This is a genomic window from Enterocloster clostridioformis, assembly GCF_020297485.1.
GTDB classification, from domain to species: Bacteria; Bacillota; Clostridia; order Lachnospirales; family Lachnospiraceae; genus Enterocloster; species Enterocloster clostridioformis.
The window spans coordinates 1655163-1674279 of sequence record NZ_JAIWZC010000001.1 but is presented as its reverse complement, the minus strand read 5'-3'; the positions used below and the strand labels follow the sequence as shown (position 1 = coordinate 1674279).

17 protein-coding genes and 6 tRNA genes are annotated in these 19117 nt (G+C 43.6%); 10 read left to right on the top strand and 13 right to left on the bottom strand.

The genetic code is table 11. From position 1 onward, the window contains the following. Window positions 1-53 precede the first annotated feature (53 nt). The 7 genes from LA360_RS08265 to LA360_RS08235 all read right to left on the bottom strand — a co-directional run bounded on the left by LA360_RS08265 (window position 54) and on the right by LA360_RS08235 (window position 8013). A complete protein-coding gene (locus tag LA360_RS08265) occupies window positions 54-581 on the bottom strand; it encodes a prepilin peptidase (protein ID WP_225537448.1) in 528 nt (175 codons plus the stop codon). After that, on the bottom strand, window positions 523-2148 hold the full coding sequence (locus LA360_RS08260) for a DUF8193 domain-containing protein (RefSeq protein WP_166433697.1): 1626 nt from the start codon (window positions 2146-2148) through the stop codon (window positions 523-525). Before LA360_RS08260 ends, LA360_RS08265 begins: the two co-directional genes overlap by 59 nt. An 85-nt stretch (window positions 2149-2233) precedes the next feature. After that, window positions 2234-4078, bottom strand: coding sequence for a reverse transcriptase domain-containing protein (locus LA360_RS08255; RefSeq protein WP_112481736.1), 1845 nt, complete (start codon window positions 4076-4078; stop codon window positions 2234-2236). Window positions 4079-5047: 969 nt separating this feature from the next. Next, a complete protein-coding gene (locus tag LA360_RS29960) occupies window positions 5048-5626 on the bottom strand; it encodes a hypothetical protein (protein ID WP_112481670.1) in 579 nt (192 codons plus the stop codon). 234 nt (window positions 5627-5860) lie between these two features. Beyond that, window positions 5861-6355: a hypothetical protein gene (locus tag LA360_RS08245; RefSeq protein ID WP_112481727.1), complete on the bottom strand. Its 495-nt coding sequence runs from the start codon at window positions 6353-6355 to the stop codon at window positions 5861-5863. Window positions 6356-6384: 29 nt separating this feature from the next. After that, the gene (locus LA360_RS08240) at window positions 6385-6819 is read right to left on the bottom strand and encodes a DUF4320 family protein (protein ID WP_112481671.1); all 435 of its coding nucleotides are present in this window, start codon (window positions 6817-6819) and stop codon (window positions 6385-6387) included. A gap of 321 nt (window positions 6820-7140) precedes the next feature. Further along, window positions 7141-8013 carry an FRG domain-containing protein gene (locus tag LA360_RS08235; RefSeq protein ID WP_112481672.1) on the bottom strand — a complete coding sequence of 291 codons (873 nt, stop codon included), beginning with the start codon at window positions 8011-8013 and terminating at the stop codon, window positions 7141-7143. Window positions 8014-8417: 404 nt separating this feature from the next. Here LA360_RS08235 and LA360_RS08230 point away from each other — a divergent pair. The 7 genes from LA360_RS08230 to LA360_RS08200 all read left to right on the top strand — a co-directional run bounded on the left by LA360_RS08230 (window position 8418) and on the right by LA360_RS08200 (window position 9237). After that, a tRNA-OTHER gene (locus LA360_RS08230) sits at window positions 8418-8489 on the top strand. A 43-nt stretch (window positions 8490-8532) separates the two neighbouring features. Then, a complete protein-coding gene (locus LA360_RS08225; protein WP_112481673.1) occupies window positions 8533-8787 on the top strand; it encodes a helix-turn-helix domain-containing protein in 255 nt (84 codons plus the stop codon). A gap of 51 nt (window positions 8788-8838) precedes the next feature. Then, window positions 8839-8911, top strand: a tRNA-Glu gene (locus tag LA360_RS08220). A 4-nt stretch (window positions 8912-8915) separates the two neighbouring features. Continuing rightward, window positions 8916-8988, top strand: a tRNA-Glu gene (locus tag LA360_RS08215). A gap of 2 nt (window positions 8989-8990) precedes the next feature. Continuing rightward, a tRNA-His gene (locus LA360_RS08210) sits at window positions 8991-9061 on the top strand. Window positions 9062-9064: 3 nt separating this feature from the next. Continuing rightward, a tRNA-Tyr gene (locus LA360_RS08205) sits at window positions 9065-9147 on the top strand. 5 nt (window positions 9148-9152) lie between these two features. Then, a tRNA-Ser gene (locus tag LA360_RS08200) sits at window positions 9153-9237 on the top strand. Window positions 9238-9322: 85 nt separating this feature from the next. On the opposite strand, the gene LA360_RS08195 is transcribed toward LA360_RS08200, so the two are convergent. Continuing rightward, window positions 9323-10651, bottom strand: a complete 1329-nt coding sequence (locus LA360_RS08195; RefSeq protein WP_160116320.1) for an AAA family ATPase — start codon at window positions 10649-10651, stop codon at window positions 9323-9325. A gap of 226 nt (window positions 10652-10877) precedes the next feature. Here LA360_RS08195 and LA360_RS08190 point away from each other — a divergent pair, with 226 nt between their 5' ends. The 3 genes from LA360_RS08190 to LA360_RS08180 are packed head-to-tail and all read left to right on the top strand — an operon-like array spanning window position 10878 to window position 12842. After that, on the top strand, window positions 10878-11822 hold the full coding sequence (locus LA360_RS08190) for a ComEC/Rec2 family competence protein (protein WP_112481675.1): 945 nt from the start codon (window positions 10878-10880) through the stop codon (window positions 11820-11822). Further along, window positions 11797-12369, top strand: coding sequence for a hypothetical protein (locus LA360_RS08185; protein WP_146774926.1), 573 nt, complete (start codon window positions 11797-11799; stop codon window positions 12367-12369). Before LA360_RS08190 ends, LA360_RS08185 begins: the two co-directional genes overlap by 26 nt. Continuing rightward, complete coding sequence (locus LA360_RS08180) at window positions 12345-12842, top strand: phosphohistidine phosphatase (protein WP_112481676.1); 498 nt, start codon at window positions 12345-12347, stop codon at window positions 12840-12842. Before LA360_RS08185 ends, LA360_RS08180 begins: the two co-directional genes overlap by 25 nt. Window positions 12843-12971: 129 nt before the next feature. On the opposite strand, the gene LA360_RS08175 is transcribed toward LA360_RS08180, so the two are convergent. From LA360_RS08175 to LA360_RS08150, 5 genes are all read right to left on the bottom strand, one after another. Next, entirely contained in the window at window positions 12972-14459 is a 1488-nt protein-coding gene (locus LA360_RS08175) for a S1 RNA-binding domain-containing protein (protein ID WP_112481677.1), read from the bottom strand. Window positions 14460-14528: 69 nt separating this feature from the next. Further along, window positions 14529-16502, bottom strand: coding sequence for a VirD4-like conjugal transfer protein, CD1115 family (locus tag LA360_RS08170; RefSeq protein WP_112481678.1), 1974 nt, complete (start codon window positions 16500-16502; stop codon window positions 14529-14531). 23 nt (window positions 16503-16525) lie between these two features. Continuing rightward, complete coding sequence (locus tag LA360_RS08160; RefSeq protein ID WP_225537442.1) at window positions 16526-17647, bottom strand: hypothetical protein; 1122 nt, start codon at window positions 17645-17647, stop codon at window positions 16526-16528. A gap of 143 nt (window positions 17648-17790) precedes the next feature. Beyond that, window positions 17791-18459, bottom strand: a complete 669-nt coding sequence (locus tag LA360_RS08155; RefSeq protein WP_263870220.1) for a DUF6100 family protein — start codon at window positions 18457-18459, stop codon at window positions 17791-17793. 79 nt (window positions 18460-18538) lie between these two features. Further along, window positions 18539-19075, bottom strand: coding sequence for a DUF5697 family protein (locus LA360_RS08150; RefSeq protein ID WP_318653983.1), 537 nt, complete (start codon window positions 19073-19075; stop codon window positions 18539-18541). Window positions 19076-19117: the final 42 nt, after the last annotated feature.

Genomic DNA, 19117 nt, shown 5'->3' with positions numbered 1-19117 from the left:
CCTATTCTATATGTAGTGCAAACAGCGCATGGTATTCTATAAAAAGAGCGCTGTTATAGGATCGCAGCCAGTGTGACAGTCAGGCTCCCGGCCATAAGGAAGGGAACAAAGGGAAGGGAAAGTTTCTCTTCCTGGTGTTTCCTTCCTACTGCAAGGGACAGACCAGTAGCAAGGCCGGAGGCAATCAGAAGAACTGCCAGCATGCGGGAGGGGCCATAGATAAATCCCATGACTGCAGCCAGTTTGATGTCTCCTCCGCCTATTCCTGCGCCGTCCAAGGATAGCATTGCCGCTGCCAGAAGAATCAGAAAGCCGGCTGCGGCCCCGCCAAGAGAACAAAAAAGGGAGATCAAAAGCAGTGGCTGATTCCAAAAGAATCCTATATGGACAAAAGGTGCCAGAAACGCAAGCGGGCAAAAGAAGAAGAGTGCCCGATCAGACACCCGCTTCTTTTTCAGGTCATATGCTGCAAATCCAGCGATGCATGCGAAGACCAGTGGTTCATAGAGAGAAAGTATCCGGCTATTCACGGTTCGTGTACCAGTCGTCAAACACACTTTGATGAATGGTGACAGAATCATCAAGGTTTACCGACAACATCCCGTCTGGCGTCCAGGTATCCCATACCTGTGTATACACAGTATAGCTGGTGTTGTCCGGGAACCACACGGGGGTAAAATGTACCGTTCGCCCGTAAGTGGAAAATTCATTGGGCCGGAAGATAAATTTTGCACTGCGTCCGCTGGAAACGCGCTGCAAAAGCCGGAGATACGTCTTGTACTGAAATTCTGGGAACACAGAGAACGCTGTCTGGGGATTGGTATGATGTCCGTCCGGTGAATCGGTGGAAAGCACTGCCCGTACCTCAGTCTTGACACCGTATCCGCTTTTCATATCTTTTCCGTTTGCTGTTGGCACAATATCATCCGGCATCAGTGTCATAACTCCGCTGATGGAGGCCGAGTAGCCGGTATAATCATATTCCCAGTCACCACGGTCAACCCAGTGTCCGCCATCCTCACCATGGTCGCACCATTGCCAGTCCGGAACCCAGTAGCAGTTCCATACGCCCCAGCTCGCACTGAGTTTCTGTGGATTTACTGGGAGTGAGGGAACAGAATAACCAGGATTGATGTCGGTTGCCAGCGGGTCGGGCGGGATCTTTTCATTTAAGTCCACTATTTTTGCCACAAAGGTATCTTGGGCAGTAAATCCGCTGCTTAAGTTCACAGTAATCGTGATGGTCTGAGGAGTGTCAGGCGTGTGCCATTTCACCCACACCAGCTGGGAGTCATTCGCAGGAATGACAATGTTGCGGACGGTATAAGCCTTTCCCAGGATGTGGAACGTGACTGTTGCTGGGTTATCCGGTGTCAGACGTCTGTTGGTCCGAAGACGGATGGCAGTGATCACATCCGTGTTTACCCGGTATTCTACATCGGGCGCCTCAATCTCCCCACTGGGTTCTTCCACACCCTCGAACCATACAATACCAATGCCCAGTGTATTGATGATATCTGCATTGGACTGTATTCCCCGTCTGCCTCCGGTCCAGGCCGGGAATCCCAGATCACTATATTCGAGGAACAAGGCAAGGGGCAGGTTTTGAAATGCCACAGAGGGAAGCTTACTTCGTAAGGAGCCAGCGGAGAGTTGATCATAAAGAGCAGCTTCTGTTGCGGTAAAACAGTATTTGACACCATTGAAGGTTACATAAGCAATCGGCTCCAGCATGATCTTATAGTCTCCGGCCAGCATTTTGTCATAGTTGACGCCGGTGGCATCTGCCACCATCATGCAGGCATATTCCGAGCAGAAGTAACGCTTAATAGCTTCAATAGTAGCAGGCCGGCTGTTGCTGGTCATGATAGCCGGCATGGAATAGGAGGGCTGAAGACAGTTATAAGGAACACCGGACTGCATGGAAAGAGATGCTCCGTTTTTATATTGAATCTTATTTACTTTGCCAAAATGAAGGATCGTGGAGGACTGGCTGCGGTTGGCAAAGTCTACCGGTGCGCTGACGGCGGAACCGGACTGGGCATCTACAACGGTGACCCGTACTCCGTCATTACCGGGAGACCAGAAGTTGGTGGAAGTGCCCTGGTTCATGCTGCCGCACAGGGTAAGCGCCCAACGCCTTGCCATATTGCTATGGTAGGTTTTCAGACACTCCCCTCCGAACCGTACGGACATCTCTCGATGTATACGGCTCTCCGTTTATCTATCAGTTTTAGTCTAATTTACCTGCGTGCAATTTTTGATGGCAGTCCAAGCAGAGTACCATCGTTTTTCTTTTCATAGCAATCATGTGACGCTCCCAATTTTTCTTGCCTTTGAGGTTTTTCAGCTTTTTGACATGATGAATTTCCATGGGTACATTTGTTGCCCCACAGTATTCACACATATTCGCTTTTAATCTTGCAATTAACCCCGAACGTCCATATCTTCTACTAATTGACGGAACATTGTCAACACTGGCACTGGTTATCACCTTAATATTTTGCTTGGTGAACCCCTCGTTGTACAAAAACATTTTTTGTTTTCCCTGTTTCGTTTCGTACTCTATGCCAAATTTCTTATCATACCCAAACTGCTTTCTGATTTGACCTATGCGCTTTTGATACTTTCTGCCATAGGTCTTAAACAGGCTAAACTTCATCACATAAAAGAAATTGTTCAGCACGCTCACATTGTCCGCAATCCGATAATAATTGTAGAATCCACGGATTTCAGAATTATACTGCATGAGTATTTCAAGGTCATCATTGTTGACTAAATAGTTTCTGTGAACAGGTTTGTAGATTTCTTGGTTATTGTTATTCTTGTCATATTTGATTTGCAAAGCACCGTAGTCCAACAGTTTACCCAACCACTTTTCTTTTGGAACGTAAAGCTGTATTCTGCCCATGCGTGTACGTCTGGTCTGACCGTTTTTGTGACGCTTAATGCTTTCGTCTTTGGTGGTGTAGATTTCATATCCCAAAAACTTAGCTTTGCTGTCACTACTATGCGTAATGAGCGTTTTTTCTTCGGATAACTCCAATTTCAGCGTTTCAGCCAGATACTTTTTAATATCCGCCTTGATATTTTCCGCATCTTCTTTGCTTCCGATTACTCCGCACAACCAATCATCTGCATAGCGTACATACACAAGTCGCTTGTAGCCCTCGTCCATTGGATTTGAGTAGGGCAGGGAGTGCATTTGTTTCTTTAGACTTTTTGCATATTTGATAACAGGTTTCTTTTCTTCGGCGGTCATACATTCCCATTTGGCTTTGGGATATTTCTTGTGACGAATGTATTTTAGTTTGTATTCCCATTGCCTGTATTCCGGGTTGTTTTCCTTACCGTTACCTTGGTCAAAGCCATTTTTGTAGTTTTCCATGTACTTATCAAACTCATCTAAATAGATGTTTGACAGTATCGGACTAATGATAGAGCCTTGCGGGGTGCCAGAATACGTTTTGTGATATACCCAGTCCTCAAGATACCCTGCTTTTAGGAATTTCCACACCAATGCCAAAAAATATTCGTCCTGTATTCTCTTACGCAGTAATGCCACCATGATTTGATGGTCAATGTTGTCAAAGAAACCTTTAATATCCCCCTCAATGAACCATTTCACCGCTGTAAATTCACACTTGATTTGCTTTAGGGCTGTGTGACAGCTGCGATTTGGCCTAAAACCGTGGGAGCGTTCACTAAAACTGTCATCATAAATACTTTCCAAAATCATTCTGACGATTTCCTGTACCAGCTTGTCATCAACTGACGGTATGCCCAATGGGCGCAATTTACCGTTTTTCTTTTTGATGTAGGTTCTGCGTGCTGGTTTTGGCTGATAGCTGTGGTTTTTCATCTGCGCTATCAAGCCGTTAATCCTGTTCATTCCCATTCCGTCAATGGTTTTGCCGTCTGCTCCTTCTGTCATATTCCCCTCGTTGGCGTAGATATTTTGGTATGCCAACAGGTAAAAGTCAGGGTTGTACAGATTGCGGTACAGCCGTTCAAATTTGTAGTTTTCATTGCAGGATTTTGACTTCAAACTGTTTAATACATCAATCGGATTTCTCAATGCCTCACGCACCTTTCTTCAATTTGTATTAAAAGATAAACTGTCCCCCTTCGCCGCGAGGAATTTCACCTCATGTAATTGGCATTACCCAATCGCAGACTACTATGGGGACTCTGTTACCATGTCGGATATTCAGTGTCATCTTCCTTGACTTTTTACATCTTGGAATTTATCCCCTTTCGGCATTACACATAGCTATTTACATAGCGTTCCGATTTAGGCAATCTCCGCTTAGACCATTAAGAACACAGCTTGTTAGATTGTCGGATATGACGTTCGCCTTTTCCCATTTACAATGGGTGGTTGATGCTAGTATCACGAACTCTTGCACGCGGGCGGGTATGCAACTTCAACATCACTCTGACTTTTCAACTATCCTTACATCAGCGGCTCGACTATGCCACCTCAGACTGTCATTCAAGTAATAAAACTTTTATCCTCATATCTAACCTTTTACCTTGCCATTACATCTAAGCCATGATAGTTAGGCTCATTTACGGCGTTACAGACATGCTACACTCCCTGCGTTGTTTCCATTGCAGATAAGTCTGTTGGTAATCGTGCGGTTAATTTAATAACCTTTGATACTTTTACACGACTGTCTTGCCAAAGACAGATTTCTTAATAGTCCACATGCATAGTATTTCTACGCACTTACGGACGCAGCGCCACCGTCAATATTGCCCTGACCGGAGGCGAAAACCTGTACCGGGAACAGGCACATAAAAAGTGCGGCAGCACACAGAAGGGCATAAAAGCGTTTCAAACAATATCACTCTCCAATCTTTTTCAGGGAACAGAAAACATATCACAAGTATGTTCTCTGCCTGTTGAGACATACAGAAGACACGTCACATGCGTGTTTTGCATATTGAGGCATAAAAGAAAACCGCCAGTAGCGACGGCTTTCCAGGTTCCATATTCAGTTGTATGTAGTACAGCCAATGGCTGATATCTGGCAGGATACCATCAGTTTCCCATATTTCCTACCATTTTGTTCGGGTCACCGCTGCTGTCTATAGAAGACTGGTTGATCTGACCGGGAACCACCCAGCCGAACACCGGATCATATACAGCACCGTTTTCGTTAGTGGAGCCAGCAGAAGGTGTACTATCCTTTCCAGCATCAGCAGAAGAAGCGTCTGCTTCCGGAGTCGGTTTCAAAGGATGATCTTCTCCGGGATTGGCCATGATTGTCTTGCCCTCCGGCGGCGGTGGGGAAGCAGATTCCTCTTTTGTTTCTGCCGGGATAAAGTCAAAAACGACTTCCTGCTCATTTTCTTCCGTCATTTTTGGATATTCCTCCAGTTTTCTGTCTGTATCTTCCTGAGTGGGTTTGCTGCTTTTTGGGGGATTCCAGGAGTTGCTTTCCGTAACAGACTCCGGTGTATCCGTCCAATTTTCCTGGGCAGTATCGGGTGGCGGTTCATCAGGCAAGAAAGCAGTCTTTGTATCTCTGCTTACCCAGAAACAAGCGATTAAGATAGCAATGCAGGATACAGAAAGGACAGTGACAAGGAATCCTTTGGATTTTAAGATTTTTTTCATATCATGATCATCTCCTTTACTCTTCTATATATCCTATACGTTCTGGAAAACGGTTTTTCAACAGGTGATCAAAAATTTTTGCTTTCTGTCCTGCGGTGCCCAATAAAACGGATGGCCAAAAAACCTGCGACTGCTGTAAAAAATGTGGTGAAAATGAATTTTTTGGATTTCAACAGTTTCTTCATAAATGTGGTAAGCTCCTTTCATAGTTCGCACTGCCGTTTGTCCGGCAGCTCAGAATTTGGTGTTGTGGTAGCCGGTCAGTTCTACACGCTGGGTAATAGCAGGGTAAGAATGGCCGAACATGTAGACATAGAATTCGACGTTGCAGGTGAAGACATATTCCACACGGTCGCCAGTCACATGGAAGGCAAGACTAATATCCCTGACCCGGTAGTCATCCGTGGAAAGAGGGATTTTGTTTGCAAGACCGTCTGTCACCATGTCTTCCAGCATGGCGGTATAATCGCTGCTGGAATAGAGGGTATTCAGATATTCACTGAAATTGGTTTCTCTCTGGGAACGGTAAGTGTCTGCATAGATGCTGGCGCTTAAGTTGTTCAGCTCCATCTTGGCACCATTACGGATGTTGATGCAGGTAATACGGATGGAAGCGTACAGCAGCAGGAAGGAAACCAGCATCACGATCCCTACCACAAAAAAACAGGTAAAAATAGAAATATCCCCACGGTCATTTCCGAGAGGATTCCTGCCTGTGCTGCTTTTCATACGTTGGAACGGTTTCTTCATGCGCCACCTCATTTCCAGTAATGCTCACTGACGCCCGCTCCTCTGGAAACAACCGTGATATTTACCAGATTGAAGTTCCAGAAGCCGCCCAGCTTTGCCCGCCCTTTGATCGTGATGTAGAAGGGGGTACCCAACTGGATAGCTCGGCTCATACCGGACGGAGTGGGTGATTTGTAGGAAGCATCAATGGTATAAGAGATGCCTTCCGCCCCTTGGATCTGAGAGCAGAGGAAGTTAAAAAGCTGGTCTGTTTCTCTGTTGACGCCCCCTGAGAGCTGGATCTGTTTTACCATCTGGTCTGCACAGTGGTCCAGTTCCTGCTTGGTGGAGATAATGCTGAACAAGTTCAGGATGAATGCCAGCAGGAGTACAGCAATGAAAATGAACACTACAGTACTGAAATAGTTGACATCCCCATTCTCATTTTTCAGTATGGATGCCATGTTTCTTCTAGGTCTGTCCTTATGAGGAGAGGCCCGACCAGATGCTTTGGACATTGTTTGGAACAAAGTAAAACCACCGCCTTTCTGACGAAAACAGCCGCTTCCCTGGATGGAAAACGGCTGCTTTACATATTTTTGACTGTACCAAGTATAGCATGGATGCCTTTACGGGGAAAGAGCAGAACTGTGCCAATATTGTGCCAATTTGTTTTGCTTTTATGAATTATTGATATTGTTAAATTAAGTTGTTTATTGTAGTAGAAATGCGTTTTAAAAATGTGACTTTTTAGAGCCTGCATTGAGCTTTGGGTATTTCTTTTCTCATTCAGGAAATAAGTAGTCATAAGTGATTCCTTTTGATTCAAGATATTTAAGAATACCCTGTTTACATTCTTTAGCGATTATAAGTTTTACCAAAGTATGTCCATTTTTTAAACCCGATGGAATGACTGCAGAATGAGGATAAAAATAATTTTTACCAGCATGCGAAAACCAGCGTCTAGTTGAAATGAGTTCTGGTTCAAATTCAACACCACATATAAAAAAGCACCCTTGTTGTCGTTTTAGTCGTAAGTTCTCATTCAAACTTTCATTATCGGGTAAAACCATAAACCCATGGTCAAGAAATGATATTATTCCTCCATTCAGTTCTTCTATGGTATTGAAGCGGTTGCTTAAATCAGGATTATTTTTCAAAACTTGTTCTGCTAAATACTGAACTGTGATTTTGTCATTATTTTCTAACCGAGCCAATTCTGATAAAACAACTGATGTATACCATTCTGCCTGATGGGGTGCATAATCATATAGAAAAACTGCTCCGTCTGTATTATCACTACCTAAACAAGCAAAAAAAATAGCTACATCTGGATTGGTTGTAAAATCAATAAATCGCGTTCCGGTTTGGTGATGTTGTATATATGCGATTGTTCCAAAGAGAGACATTCTTTTGTTGGGATTAAAATTTTTTAATATTTGTGGCTCTGACATTTTAGTCCGTAATAAGCTGGGGGAAATATCCCATTCGCTATTGTTTTGTCCTCTATAAAATCCTTGTAGCAGAGGACCATCTTCAGTAAAAGCATGACGTGGGAGATTACGAAATTTATTATACTCAACAATAGTATTGTATATTTCTTCTACAGTAGTGACATGGACTTCTTGATATTGATCGATTTTCTTATATATGGACATTTTAACACTTCCTCCTTATTAAGGAGATTTTAGGAGATTTTGAGAAAAACGTCAATTAAAGATTTTATTATGGATTATATTACCAGTATAATGACAAATTCACAAATTGGTGTTATAGTGATTACAGTTAAGAACAAAGCGGACCGGATGAGTCCAGAAAGGAAAAATCATGGCAACAGTTAATTTCGCTGCGAATGGTTTCGCATATTATCTGCATAGTGAACATTATGAGGCACTGTTCAGTAAAGAAAAAGAACAGAGTCTGGTTAAAATGCGCTCATGTAAGGTAAGGAAAAGGCGAAAAACTGTGTGACATTCGGAGGGCAGAACGGTAAAAAGGCTGCCGGAAGCAGAACATGGATTTATGTACCGCTTATCTTGTATGAGGTAGGCGGTATTTTTATGCTCCATTAGCTCAGATGGGAGAGCACTCGACTTTTATCGAGTAGCCATGGGTCCGAGTCCCATATGGAGCATGACCGCCTGGGTATTGAATTTTGATAGCAGGAGGTGAAAGACATGATGAGTCTGCCAACCATAGATATGACGGGAACAGGACAGAATATCAACAGACTGCGGAAGCAGGCAGGATTGTCAGTAAGGGATTTGCAGGATATTTTTGGTTTTGCAACACCGCAGGCCATATACAAGTGGCAACAGGGTGTAGCTCTGCCAACCATCGATAATCTGGTAGTGTTGGCTGCTGTCCTACAGGTACGACTGGACGATATTCTGGTTATAGATGCAGCGGCCCAAATACAGATTGGCGCATGAATAGAAAAGAAAGAGAGTGATTGATTAGCAGGCTGAAAATGCTTGCAGTAAGGTCCCCTGGTCTAAAGGTCAGGACACCAGCCTTTCAAGCTGGAGGTATTGGGTTCAAGTCCCATGGGGATCATTATGGCTCCTTAGTCTAAAGGTCAGGACACCGGCCTCTCAAGCCGGAGATGATGGGTTCGAGCCCCACAGGAGCTACTGTGGCTATAGGACAATGGTAGTCCGGCAGATTGTGGCTCTGCTTATGGGGGTTCGATTCCCCCTGGTCACCCATGGATGGGTATGCCTAGTGGCGAGGGCAGCGGACTGTAAATCCGTCACAAAGAAACACCGCAGGTTCGAGTCCTGCCCCATCCATTTTCGTTTGCGTGTCCGAGTGGTCTATGGTGCCACCCTGCTAAGGTGGTGTGCAGCAACGCACCGAAGGTTCGAATCCTTCCGCAAACGCTTTAAACTGAATTTTTCAATTACCTTCCAAAAAAGAGATTGAACCATTAAATGCAAATTTCTTAGACAGAAAAGATTTCTTTTATTAGTTGGTTTTTAAGCCTAACGTGGATAGAAGTGTAACAAAATTTATGGCTATCGGTTCTGGAATCCCTTGATATTTTCCACTCATATATTGGTCTCTAATGTTAGTATTTACATGTATTTTACTGTCATAATAAGTTATACATTGGATTTCTTTATTTCCATCTTCTAATTCGTTTATCACATAAATGCACTCCTTCGGTAGTCCAGATTCCATAAGCAAGGTATTATGAGTAGTCATGATTAATTGACCTGAAAGATTCTCATAAAGTGAATTTACAAGGCTCTGCACCAATAAATCATGTACACCAGTATCAAATTCGTCAATTATTGCGACAGAGCCTTTAACGACTACGAGCATAAATGGGAGTAATTGTAAAAGAGATTGTGTGCCCGTTGATTCCATAGAAAATTCAATTGATCTTTCATGTCCAGCTATTAACTTTGTTTGCATTAACTGATAGTGAATAGTATTTTCTTTAGCAGTACGTTTGTAAAAAACCTTTTTGATATCGCGATTTGTACTTCTGAAAAATATATTAAGCATGGCCTCGCTTCTATCTAATAAAATTTCATCCTCTTTAGAAATAGTACCTTCATCAAAGTCTCCAAATATTTCATGTGGCAATCCAATGATACCTCGCTCTTGCCGACTACCAAATTTAACTTTACAAGATATCCGAGAAAGAAATTCCATAATATAGTCAAAATTGTCGGTTAACTGTTCTTTGATATATTCGTCTGCTTTATCGTCAGACTCATGCATTAAAATGGAAAGTAAAGAATGTTTGCCCCAGTATTTGGAACAAGCTAATTTAATTTCTTGATATGCACTTTTTTCAAGAAATATTTTGGGGCTGATAATAATTTGTTCTGGAGTAATATCAAAGTATACTCCCTTATTTTTAGTAAGGATGTATTCCAAACGTTCATGTATAATTTGGGAATCATTAGTTTCTAATAAATAGCGGCCGCTTTTTCCATGTATACAGAATCCAAATTCCATGGACATAGGATCTTCCGAAGCAACCATTTTATTTTCACGAATCAACGTTTCAATATCCTTGTATCGCATCTTAAAAAACCGTGCAAATTCTTCATTGCTTAATGAATCTGGTTTCTCAGAAAGGATTGATTGCATGATATCTCTAACGTCCATAGTTCTTAGGGTTTCAGATAACATAAAAAAAGCAGAGGCTAAGTTCGATTTGCCAATGCCATTTTCACCATATAGTAAAATCAACTTTTTAGGATTACCCTTCTTGTCAAGAAGATTAAATTCTATATTTCCAAAAGATTTGAAGTTTTTTAGTTTTATATATTCAAACATGGTATATACCTCCACTATCATTATACCATAAAAGAAATAATAATCAAGCATGTTTTTTCTATATGTTCGAAAAAATTACGAATACAAGCAAAAAATATATTGCAATATTTTATATGGTGTGATAATATATGATTGTTAGCAAACCATGACGTCGAGTGCTAATTGTTAGAAAACTAATTATAATATCCATATAGGATGTTTTGTTTTTGCAGAAAGGAACTAATATATGAAGTTAAGAGCATTAAGTAGTTATGATGGAGATAAAGACACAAGATTTGGAGATTGTATTCTTATTTTTGACAACAATACTTTGGTTGTATATGATTGTGGACATGAACGGCATGCAAATGAAGTTAAAAATTTTTTACAAAAGAACCGTTCGATAAATCGGATACATATCGTAATATCGCACAATGACAGCGACCATACCGATGGGGTAATTAACCTATTGGATTATCTTTATGAGAACAGATATGAAGTAACATTGTATTCATCCCTATATTTAAAAAATACTAAGGAAGTATTAGAAATTTTGGATGATAAGAGACGTACTCCAAAAGCTACACGAGAGCATATCCTCGAAATATTTGATAAAATTTGTGATATTGTTCAAAAAGCAGAAGAATACAATTTTAGTGTGGTAAATGCAGAAGTCAATACTTCAGTTTCGTATGGAACAATAGTTGGCCCCAAAGTGGACGAGTTTGCAGGTGTTGTTGCGGCAGCAATAGACGCAAATAACGCAGGGGCAAAGATTGATGGTGAAACAGTAATGAATGCAGCAAGCGTACAGCTAAAAATAAAACTGGACAATGCGCAAATTGTCCTATTATGTGGAGATGCCACACCTAAGTATCTGCATAATCTGCATATGTATGATATTATCCAGCTTCCTCACCATGGGAAATTAGAAAGTGCGAAATTGATTTTTGAAAAATTGGATGATCCATATAGTAAAATATATCTTGTATCAGATAATACAGGTTCAGGGATGACTAGTGGAGGTTCTGACAAACTGGCTGATTACATGGAAAAAGAAAATTTTGATTCTGCAAAAAATACAAAGAATGGTATAGTTAATATACCTGAAAATACTGTAGGGGTTATTGGAAGTAGTATCAGAGAATCAAAAGGGGTTCGATTAGGTGAAGTGGATTATAGGGGCCGGTAAGGATATTATTCAAAGTACAGAACAGCTTTCTGCACGAAGTAGATATATTAGAAAGATAACAGGAGCTGATGTGACACCATGGCGTAATCTATCGATAAAGAATTCTAGTTCAAAATTTTTGATCTGCACTTCTTTAGATGAAAAAAATGGAAGTTTTATAACAGCTCATATATATGATATTATATTGTTAAGTACTACGGAATTGTTGGCTAACAATGAGTTTGTAGTTGCTAATACTTGCATATGGAATCGATTGTCAGATAAAAAAGTTTTAAGTAATTTGATGATTAGTAATCCTCATGTACGCCTTTGGTTTGCAAAGCAAGAATTATCAGTAATAGGGAAAGAACATGAATTAAGAGAATCGAATTTATTAAGTTTGGTTGGAAATTTTGGATTCTTAACGTCAAAATCAGAAAGAATACTTTTTGCAAATCGAAAAAGGGGATTTATACAAGCATTATCTATGGCATTTGAACCTGTTTCGCCGGTTTTTATGCCAAAGGACTTCGGAGGATTAGGATGGGAAAGTTTATTGAAAAATTAGATTCTTATGAACTTATGACAAGTCTGTTACCAGGAACTTTTTTCTGTATATCACTTAGAATTTTTTGTGGATTAGAATTCTCAATAGAAAATATAGTGGAAGAAATTGTTATATATTATTTTGCAGGACTAATTATTAATAGAATAGGGTCCATTATAGTAAAACCTTGTTTATTAAAAGTTAATGCTATAAAAGAGGTTAAATATGATGAATATGTGAAAGCAGAAAAAAAAGATTCTAAAATCAAAGTTTTAATGGAGACAAGTAATTATTACAGATCCATGCTGAGCGGTTGTTTGTTGCTACTAATTGTGAAATTTGTAATTTGTTCTTCCATAAATATAGGCTGGTTTCAAAAAAACTGGAAAGAACTTTTACTGTTAGGAATTATAGTGTTGTTTTTATTAGCATATAGAAAGCAAATGAAATTTGTTTGTGATCGCGTAAAAATTAACAATCTAAATGATTCATAAAAGAGAACGGAACATGTTGTTTATGACAAAATATTAATATGGCATCATTTCAATATTAAACATTTTGAAAATTTTATCCCTTGTCCGCTTTAATATGATTATTATAGAATGGACAAGGGATTATTTTGACTATAGATTCTGTCGGATAATACGGGTAATGATCCCCACGGCCACGCCACGTTCTTCATCAATCCGGGTGACAGCAAAGCTCACATCATCCTTCTTTCCGGGAGTCCGGTAATCATAGCAGGAGTGGGCCACAGCGTTTACGCCATTGGACAGCCGGATATAGACCACGCCCTTATGTACGTCTGTGACTTTGCCAGCATACTTACTCTGGATGCGGCATTTTTTCAGATTATCATGGTTGGTGTTCTGGGATACGCTCTTGATATCAGCCCTGATCCCCATATCCTCCAGACTGTCACGCCGCACGTTCAGGATACGCACGAGTACCTGATCGCCTACGGAAAAACGCTCATGGGCATCCCCAATCCACTCCCAGGCCAGGTCGCGTGCCATAATAGAGCATTCCACTCCAAATACCTCTACTCTGATGACTTTTTCTGCCACAGCAATCACACGGGCCTGAGCGATACGCCCCTCATAAATACGATACATGCCTGCTGCGTCTGTATCCAAGTAAAAGATCTGCCGTTTTTTGAGCATAGCTTCTTTCCGGCTGGCGACTACACTGCGGCTTTTGGAATCAATCCCTTTTACGATAAAGTCGATCTCTGCCCCCAGCATATTGCCAAGGATCTTGTTCTGGCGTAGCATCAGTTCTGTATATTCCTGCCCGGAAGGACTGCGGCCGATATTGATCATCATTTCCTTTAACGGGATCACGATCCGGAATCCTTTATAATCTACGATAGTAATGGTCTTGCCATTATCTGTCTGCTCGATTCCGCCAAGCTGGCCGGTAAGGATATGCCGGGTACGGTAAGCATTGTGGATCTCGTGCCAGATGGCATCTTCACGGGATTCTTCCGTTTCCACTTCTCCACGAACTTCCAGTGTCAGTACAGGGGTATCTTCTTTTCTGACCTTGGCTGCAGTGCGCCGGGGAGAGGCTGTGGCAGGGGCTGCAGTTCCTGATGTATCTTCTTGTGGAATGGATCTCTCCATTTCCTCTGCGGCATCCTCTGCCAGTCCGTCCTGAGCAGCGGAAACACTGTCAGGAATGGCTCCCGGGGTATTCGGTGTTTCAGTTTCTTTCTTCTGTGTTCCTTCATCAGTCTCTTCAGAAGTTTTATTTTTCTTCCTGCGTGTGGTGCGTCTGGTTTTCGCAGGAGGGTCACCAGCTTCAGGAGAAGATATAGATTCCGGCGATGTTTCATCAGAATGGTCGGCATCCTCCGGCGATTCACCAAACATTTCTTCCTCTGTAAGTTCCGGAAGTATTTCTTCCTCCATATCAGGTTGTTCAGACGGTTCCTGATCCATGCTGCCAAGCAGTTCATTTAAGTCCATACCATCTCCATCAGATTCCGTTGGTGTACCATCTTCTCCTTCACCGAGGAACCCTCTGGCTTCTGTAACTGCTTCATCCATAGAGTTGTTCTCCTTCATAGAAGGGCTTTCCTGTTCCATAAATTCTTTTTTTATTGCCATGTGTTTACCTCCAAATTGTTGTTTTTTATTTTACTGCCTGAAAATGTGTTGCTTCATAGCAGTTATGTTTTAGGACATGATGGAATCCTTGTCCGCAGATACGATTCCGGCAGGGACAGTATTTCCCGTTTCAGATGCCGGAGGCTTCTGCGTTTTCTGCTGTGTGCCGCGCACCGGCGGCTTCGCAGTTCTTTTTGTAGCAGGTCTTGCCCCAGGTTCAGGAGCTGCCTTAGCTCTGGTTTTTGGTGCCGGCTTTGCGGCCGCCCCTGACGGTTCTTGTTTTGCTGTCGGGTCCGGTACGGCAGCAGCTTCCATTTCCAGACGGCGCCATTCCGGGATGTGGGCAGATGCCTTGCAGGAGCGTAGCAGGGAATACTCTGGATGTTTGGAATAATCCATCTTGTCCACCTTTAAGGCCTTCTTTCCACGGATGATGACCAGCGCCTCATCAATGGGCAGGCGCAGTACTTCATCCGGTGTCAGCACGGGGCGTTTTCCCACGCCGCTGGTCTCCCGGTACTCCGGCGTGTAGTTGGATATCCGCCAGGTTCCCAGCTGTTTGGACTTACTGGAGACTGCCACGCTTGCGAGGCCGGTACGGGAAGAGACAAATTCCGCTGTCAGGGGGTCAGTACATCCTAAAAAGAGCTGGACGTCACAATTCCCTAAGATCTCCTGCCAGAGATTTAACGGATACCGGTTCTGCAGTCCGGCAAGGTTCTGGAATACGCAGGACATGGAGATGTTCCGGGAGCGGATCACGCTCAGACGCCGGGAAAGGTCCGGGATGGTACCGCAGGCAGTTAGCTCTTCGCCTAATACATGGACGGGCACAGGAAGCCGACCGCCCTCACAGTTCTTGTCCGCATACCGGACCAGCTTGATAAAGACAAAGGATAAGAACAGGGATGCCAGAAAGTCAAAGGTGCTATCCTGGTCGCTGGTCACAAGGAAATAGGCACAGGGCTTCTGGCCCAGTAATTCCAGGTCGATCTCATCCCTTGCGGTGATCTTTTTGATCAGCTCGGACTGGAACACCTGCAGGCGGCTCCCCAGGCCGATGATGACACCGCTGCGCACCGAGTCGGATGCCTGCTTAAAAAGGCTGTAGGGTGCCTTTGCCGGATGATTGATGGGCAGGACTTCAAAGAGGCTGTTCAGTGCAGTTTCTGAATTTAAGGTAATGAGTTGATAGACCTGGCCCATGTTTCTGTTTTCTGGAGGATAACCCTTATCCACATACAGCACCAGCGCTTTTAACAGGTTCATTTCAGCGGAATCCCAGAAGTGGTCTCCCTTGCCGCCCCCTGTGGTATTTTTGATGATGACGTCCACAAAAAGCTGTGCCATCAGTTCCTGTCCTTCCACTTCAGAGAGACAGTTCCAGGAATCCGAGTTTTCCGGATTGACCAGATTGAACACCCGGACTGTATAGCCTTTGTCACGCAGATATTCACTGGATTTTTCGTACAGCTCCGATTTCGGATCGCAGATGACCAGAGACTCTCCGCGGGATACCCCCTGTAAAATACGGTTCATGCAGAAAGAACGGGTCTTCATGCTGCCGCTGGCACCGTAAACCGCCAGGTTGCTGTTAAGCCGTGTCTTCTCCGGTACGCAGACCGCTTTCCGGTCCAGCATGCCCAGCACGATCCCCCGATATTTATGCAGGTCAGGTACCAGTTCCAGGACGCCGGCCATCTCTTTCTGGCTCATCCACCCGGATGTACCATAGGTTCCCTTGGCGGAATAGGTAAAGTTCCTGTCCTCGTCATATTCCCCAGTGTCGCTGTATCCGATCCGCATGACCATAAGGAGCAGCACCGCTAAAAGCCCGATACAGATAAACACACCATAAACCCCATAGGGAGGGCGAAGTGCTGCATGAAGACAGACGGACAAGACAGGAGAGGCCAGAATAGGGGAGGTTCCATCTCCCGGATAGCCACCGCCCTGTTTCCAAAGGACGTAGTTGCCGATGAACTGTGCCAGGTAGCCGCCTGCATACAAGATAGCGAGGATGGCAACCGGTGCGGTGATCAGTCCCTTTAGTAATTTTCTCTTATCTATGGAAAAAACCTCCTTTCAAATTTTTCAAAGCTGATAGTGGAAAACTCTACCCACCTGCCACAGAAACGGTGGAAAACCTCTTTCTGGAAATCGAAGCAGATAAGGATTCCGGTTCGCTCCTGAAGCTGGAGGGCCGTGTGGAATCGGTTGATGCGGGGAATATCCGGTAAATATCCAAACAGCACCGGAGTACCGGTCTGGTCCAGGGCATCATGCTCTATAGGAAGTCCAGGGTTTTTTGTACTGAACCCCTGCATCAGCATGTGATCCAGTTCCTCTCTTTTCTCCGGATTACACAGAAGCCTTAGTAGAATTTCTCCGTAGTGATTATTGGTCAGGTAGTAAAAATGTTCATAGTTCCCGTCCAAAAGAAAGAAACAGCGGGTTTTGCTGTCACCTTCTGACAGGATCTGATAGAAATGTTCCAATGTATCACCAAACAGGAGGCCGTAGATATTGAATGAAGCGTACTGGGCAGGTAAGCGTTGATGGCAGAGTACAATCCTTAAAAGAGCTTGTGCCCGCAGCTCCGCCCGATAGTCCCATTTCGCCATATAAGGGCCGCTGTTGTAGGTTAGAAAAATGCCGGATGGAGCAAGAAGCACACCGATCATCCGGGAGCTTTTGATCTTTACCATTTCTATTCCCATTTCCTTGACCTCACGGGAACCATAAAAAGCGGATGCATCCAGTAAAGGAACCGGGGAGCCTTCTGGAGAAAATACTGGAGGCTTTTTATCCCGGAATACGGCTACACCTGCATTTAACATGGTAACATAGGTTTCTGCTGTCCGGTGCAAACGCAGGCGGCGGGTAATTTCGCTTCTGATCCGGTTCGTTTCTGCGTTCCCAATAAGATAAAAAGAAAAACGTTCGGGCTGCTCTGCCAAAAGGATGTCCTTTGCCCGCCGTCCCAGCCGGAATCCCCGCAGCTTATCCTTATAGAAAGTCCGCAGCAGACCTTTTTTCTTTAATGAGGTCACGACCGCCTCCTTGTAGCTGGTACTGCCGGGAATACGGGCAGGAAGACCAGATGGGAATTCGCCGCATACAGCAGCCAGCTCAAGCATATAACGGCCTAATGTATCTTGTTTTGGAAATGTGTCCTTATCGGCCACAGAAAACTCACCTCCTTTCCCGGTTTTTACCGGGGCGGCTAAAGACTTTGGTAAAATTCGTCTTAGCAAATATTGGGGAAATGCCCTGTTTACAGGAACTTTATATATTTCAACCATATGGGAAACAAAAGTACTTAAAATAGTCAAAAATCCGATATGGATTTTAACTGATTTTCCCGTTCCAGAAGCCATCCAGCAAAGCGGCTTTTTTCCATGATGTAAATATGGGTGCCGTCTGTGTCTCCAAGTTCCGTGGTATTGTAGGCATCACATAAAAGGCCGCTGTCATCCAACATCACATACAGGGCAATGGCATCCAGGATCTGTTTTTGCTGCAGGTTGTCATAGTCTAAAAGGCACCAGTCCGGTAGCTCATGGTCATAGACATGGGAAATGCAGACCACACATTCCCGGAAACGGGGCAGAGGGTGTTCCTTTATGTACTGATCCAGAACCGCATGGAGCGGGTCGATCAGGAATAGGCTGCTCTGACGCATTTTCTTTTTGGGCAGCAGGCGGGGCATCGTTATCTTAAGGATGCCGTTCTCAAAACTGACCTCAATGCTGTGTGCCTCTCCGGCTTTTACAAGGTATTCCGCCTTTGGGAGCGAGGCAGAGGCATAAAGGAGGCTCCTGAGCTGACAGGCAATCCCTTCTGCCCGCAGAGCCGCTTCGGTTGACATGGTTTCATAGTTTTCCGGATAACGTTGGATATCCAAGGAGTCCATGGCACAGATATTGTTGTGCAGTCGTGACAGATTATTCTGGATATCCGCAATCCGGCGTGAAACGATCTTTCGATCCACACACATTCCTCCTTCTGATGATTGTTTTAATGGTATTATCAGCATGGTTTCAGTCAGATAGATACCATACAAACAATGGGATGGTTTAAGATGTTTTCTTGTAGTAGCTTACGTTCCCATCAGTATCCACGGTGCAGAATCCGGTGATTCCCGGAAATTCCAGCAGTGGAATCTGTCCGGGATCGTCCACCAGAACAATACGGTGGTTTTCATTAGTATGGTTCTGATGAAGGGCATGGGTGACAAGGGCTTCCTGTCCGGCAGTAACCTGTACAATCTCGTAAAGCTCGCCGCCTGAAAAGAAAACAATCTTTACAGGAAAGTCGCTGGACGAGTGATATTCTGCTTTTTCTATAAAGTCCAGAAGAACCCATACTGCTCGTATTATGCCATTGTCTGTTTCCTTTCTGGTATTTCCATAAAGAAAATAGTGTTCGGAGTCGGACAGTATGATGCGCCCCTGTCTTTCCAGATGGGAGAGCAGGTTTTTAATGATATCCGTTCTGCCCGGATAAAACTGACAGAGTTGCTTTTGGGACAGCCCCGGATACATGGAAATGATTCGGAGCAGTTCCGTGGCCTCATGACCGTAGATATCCGCTCTTGTCTTTATAGGTATCACCTTCCTTTCTTGGTATTCGCGGCAAATGCGTAATCCATACGT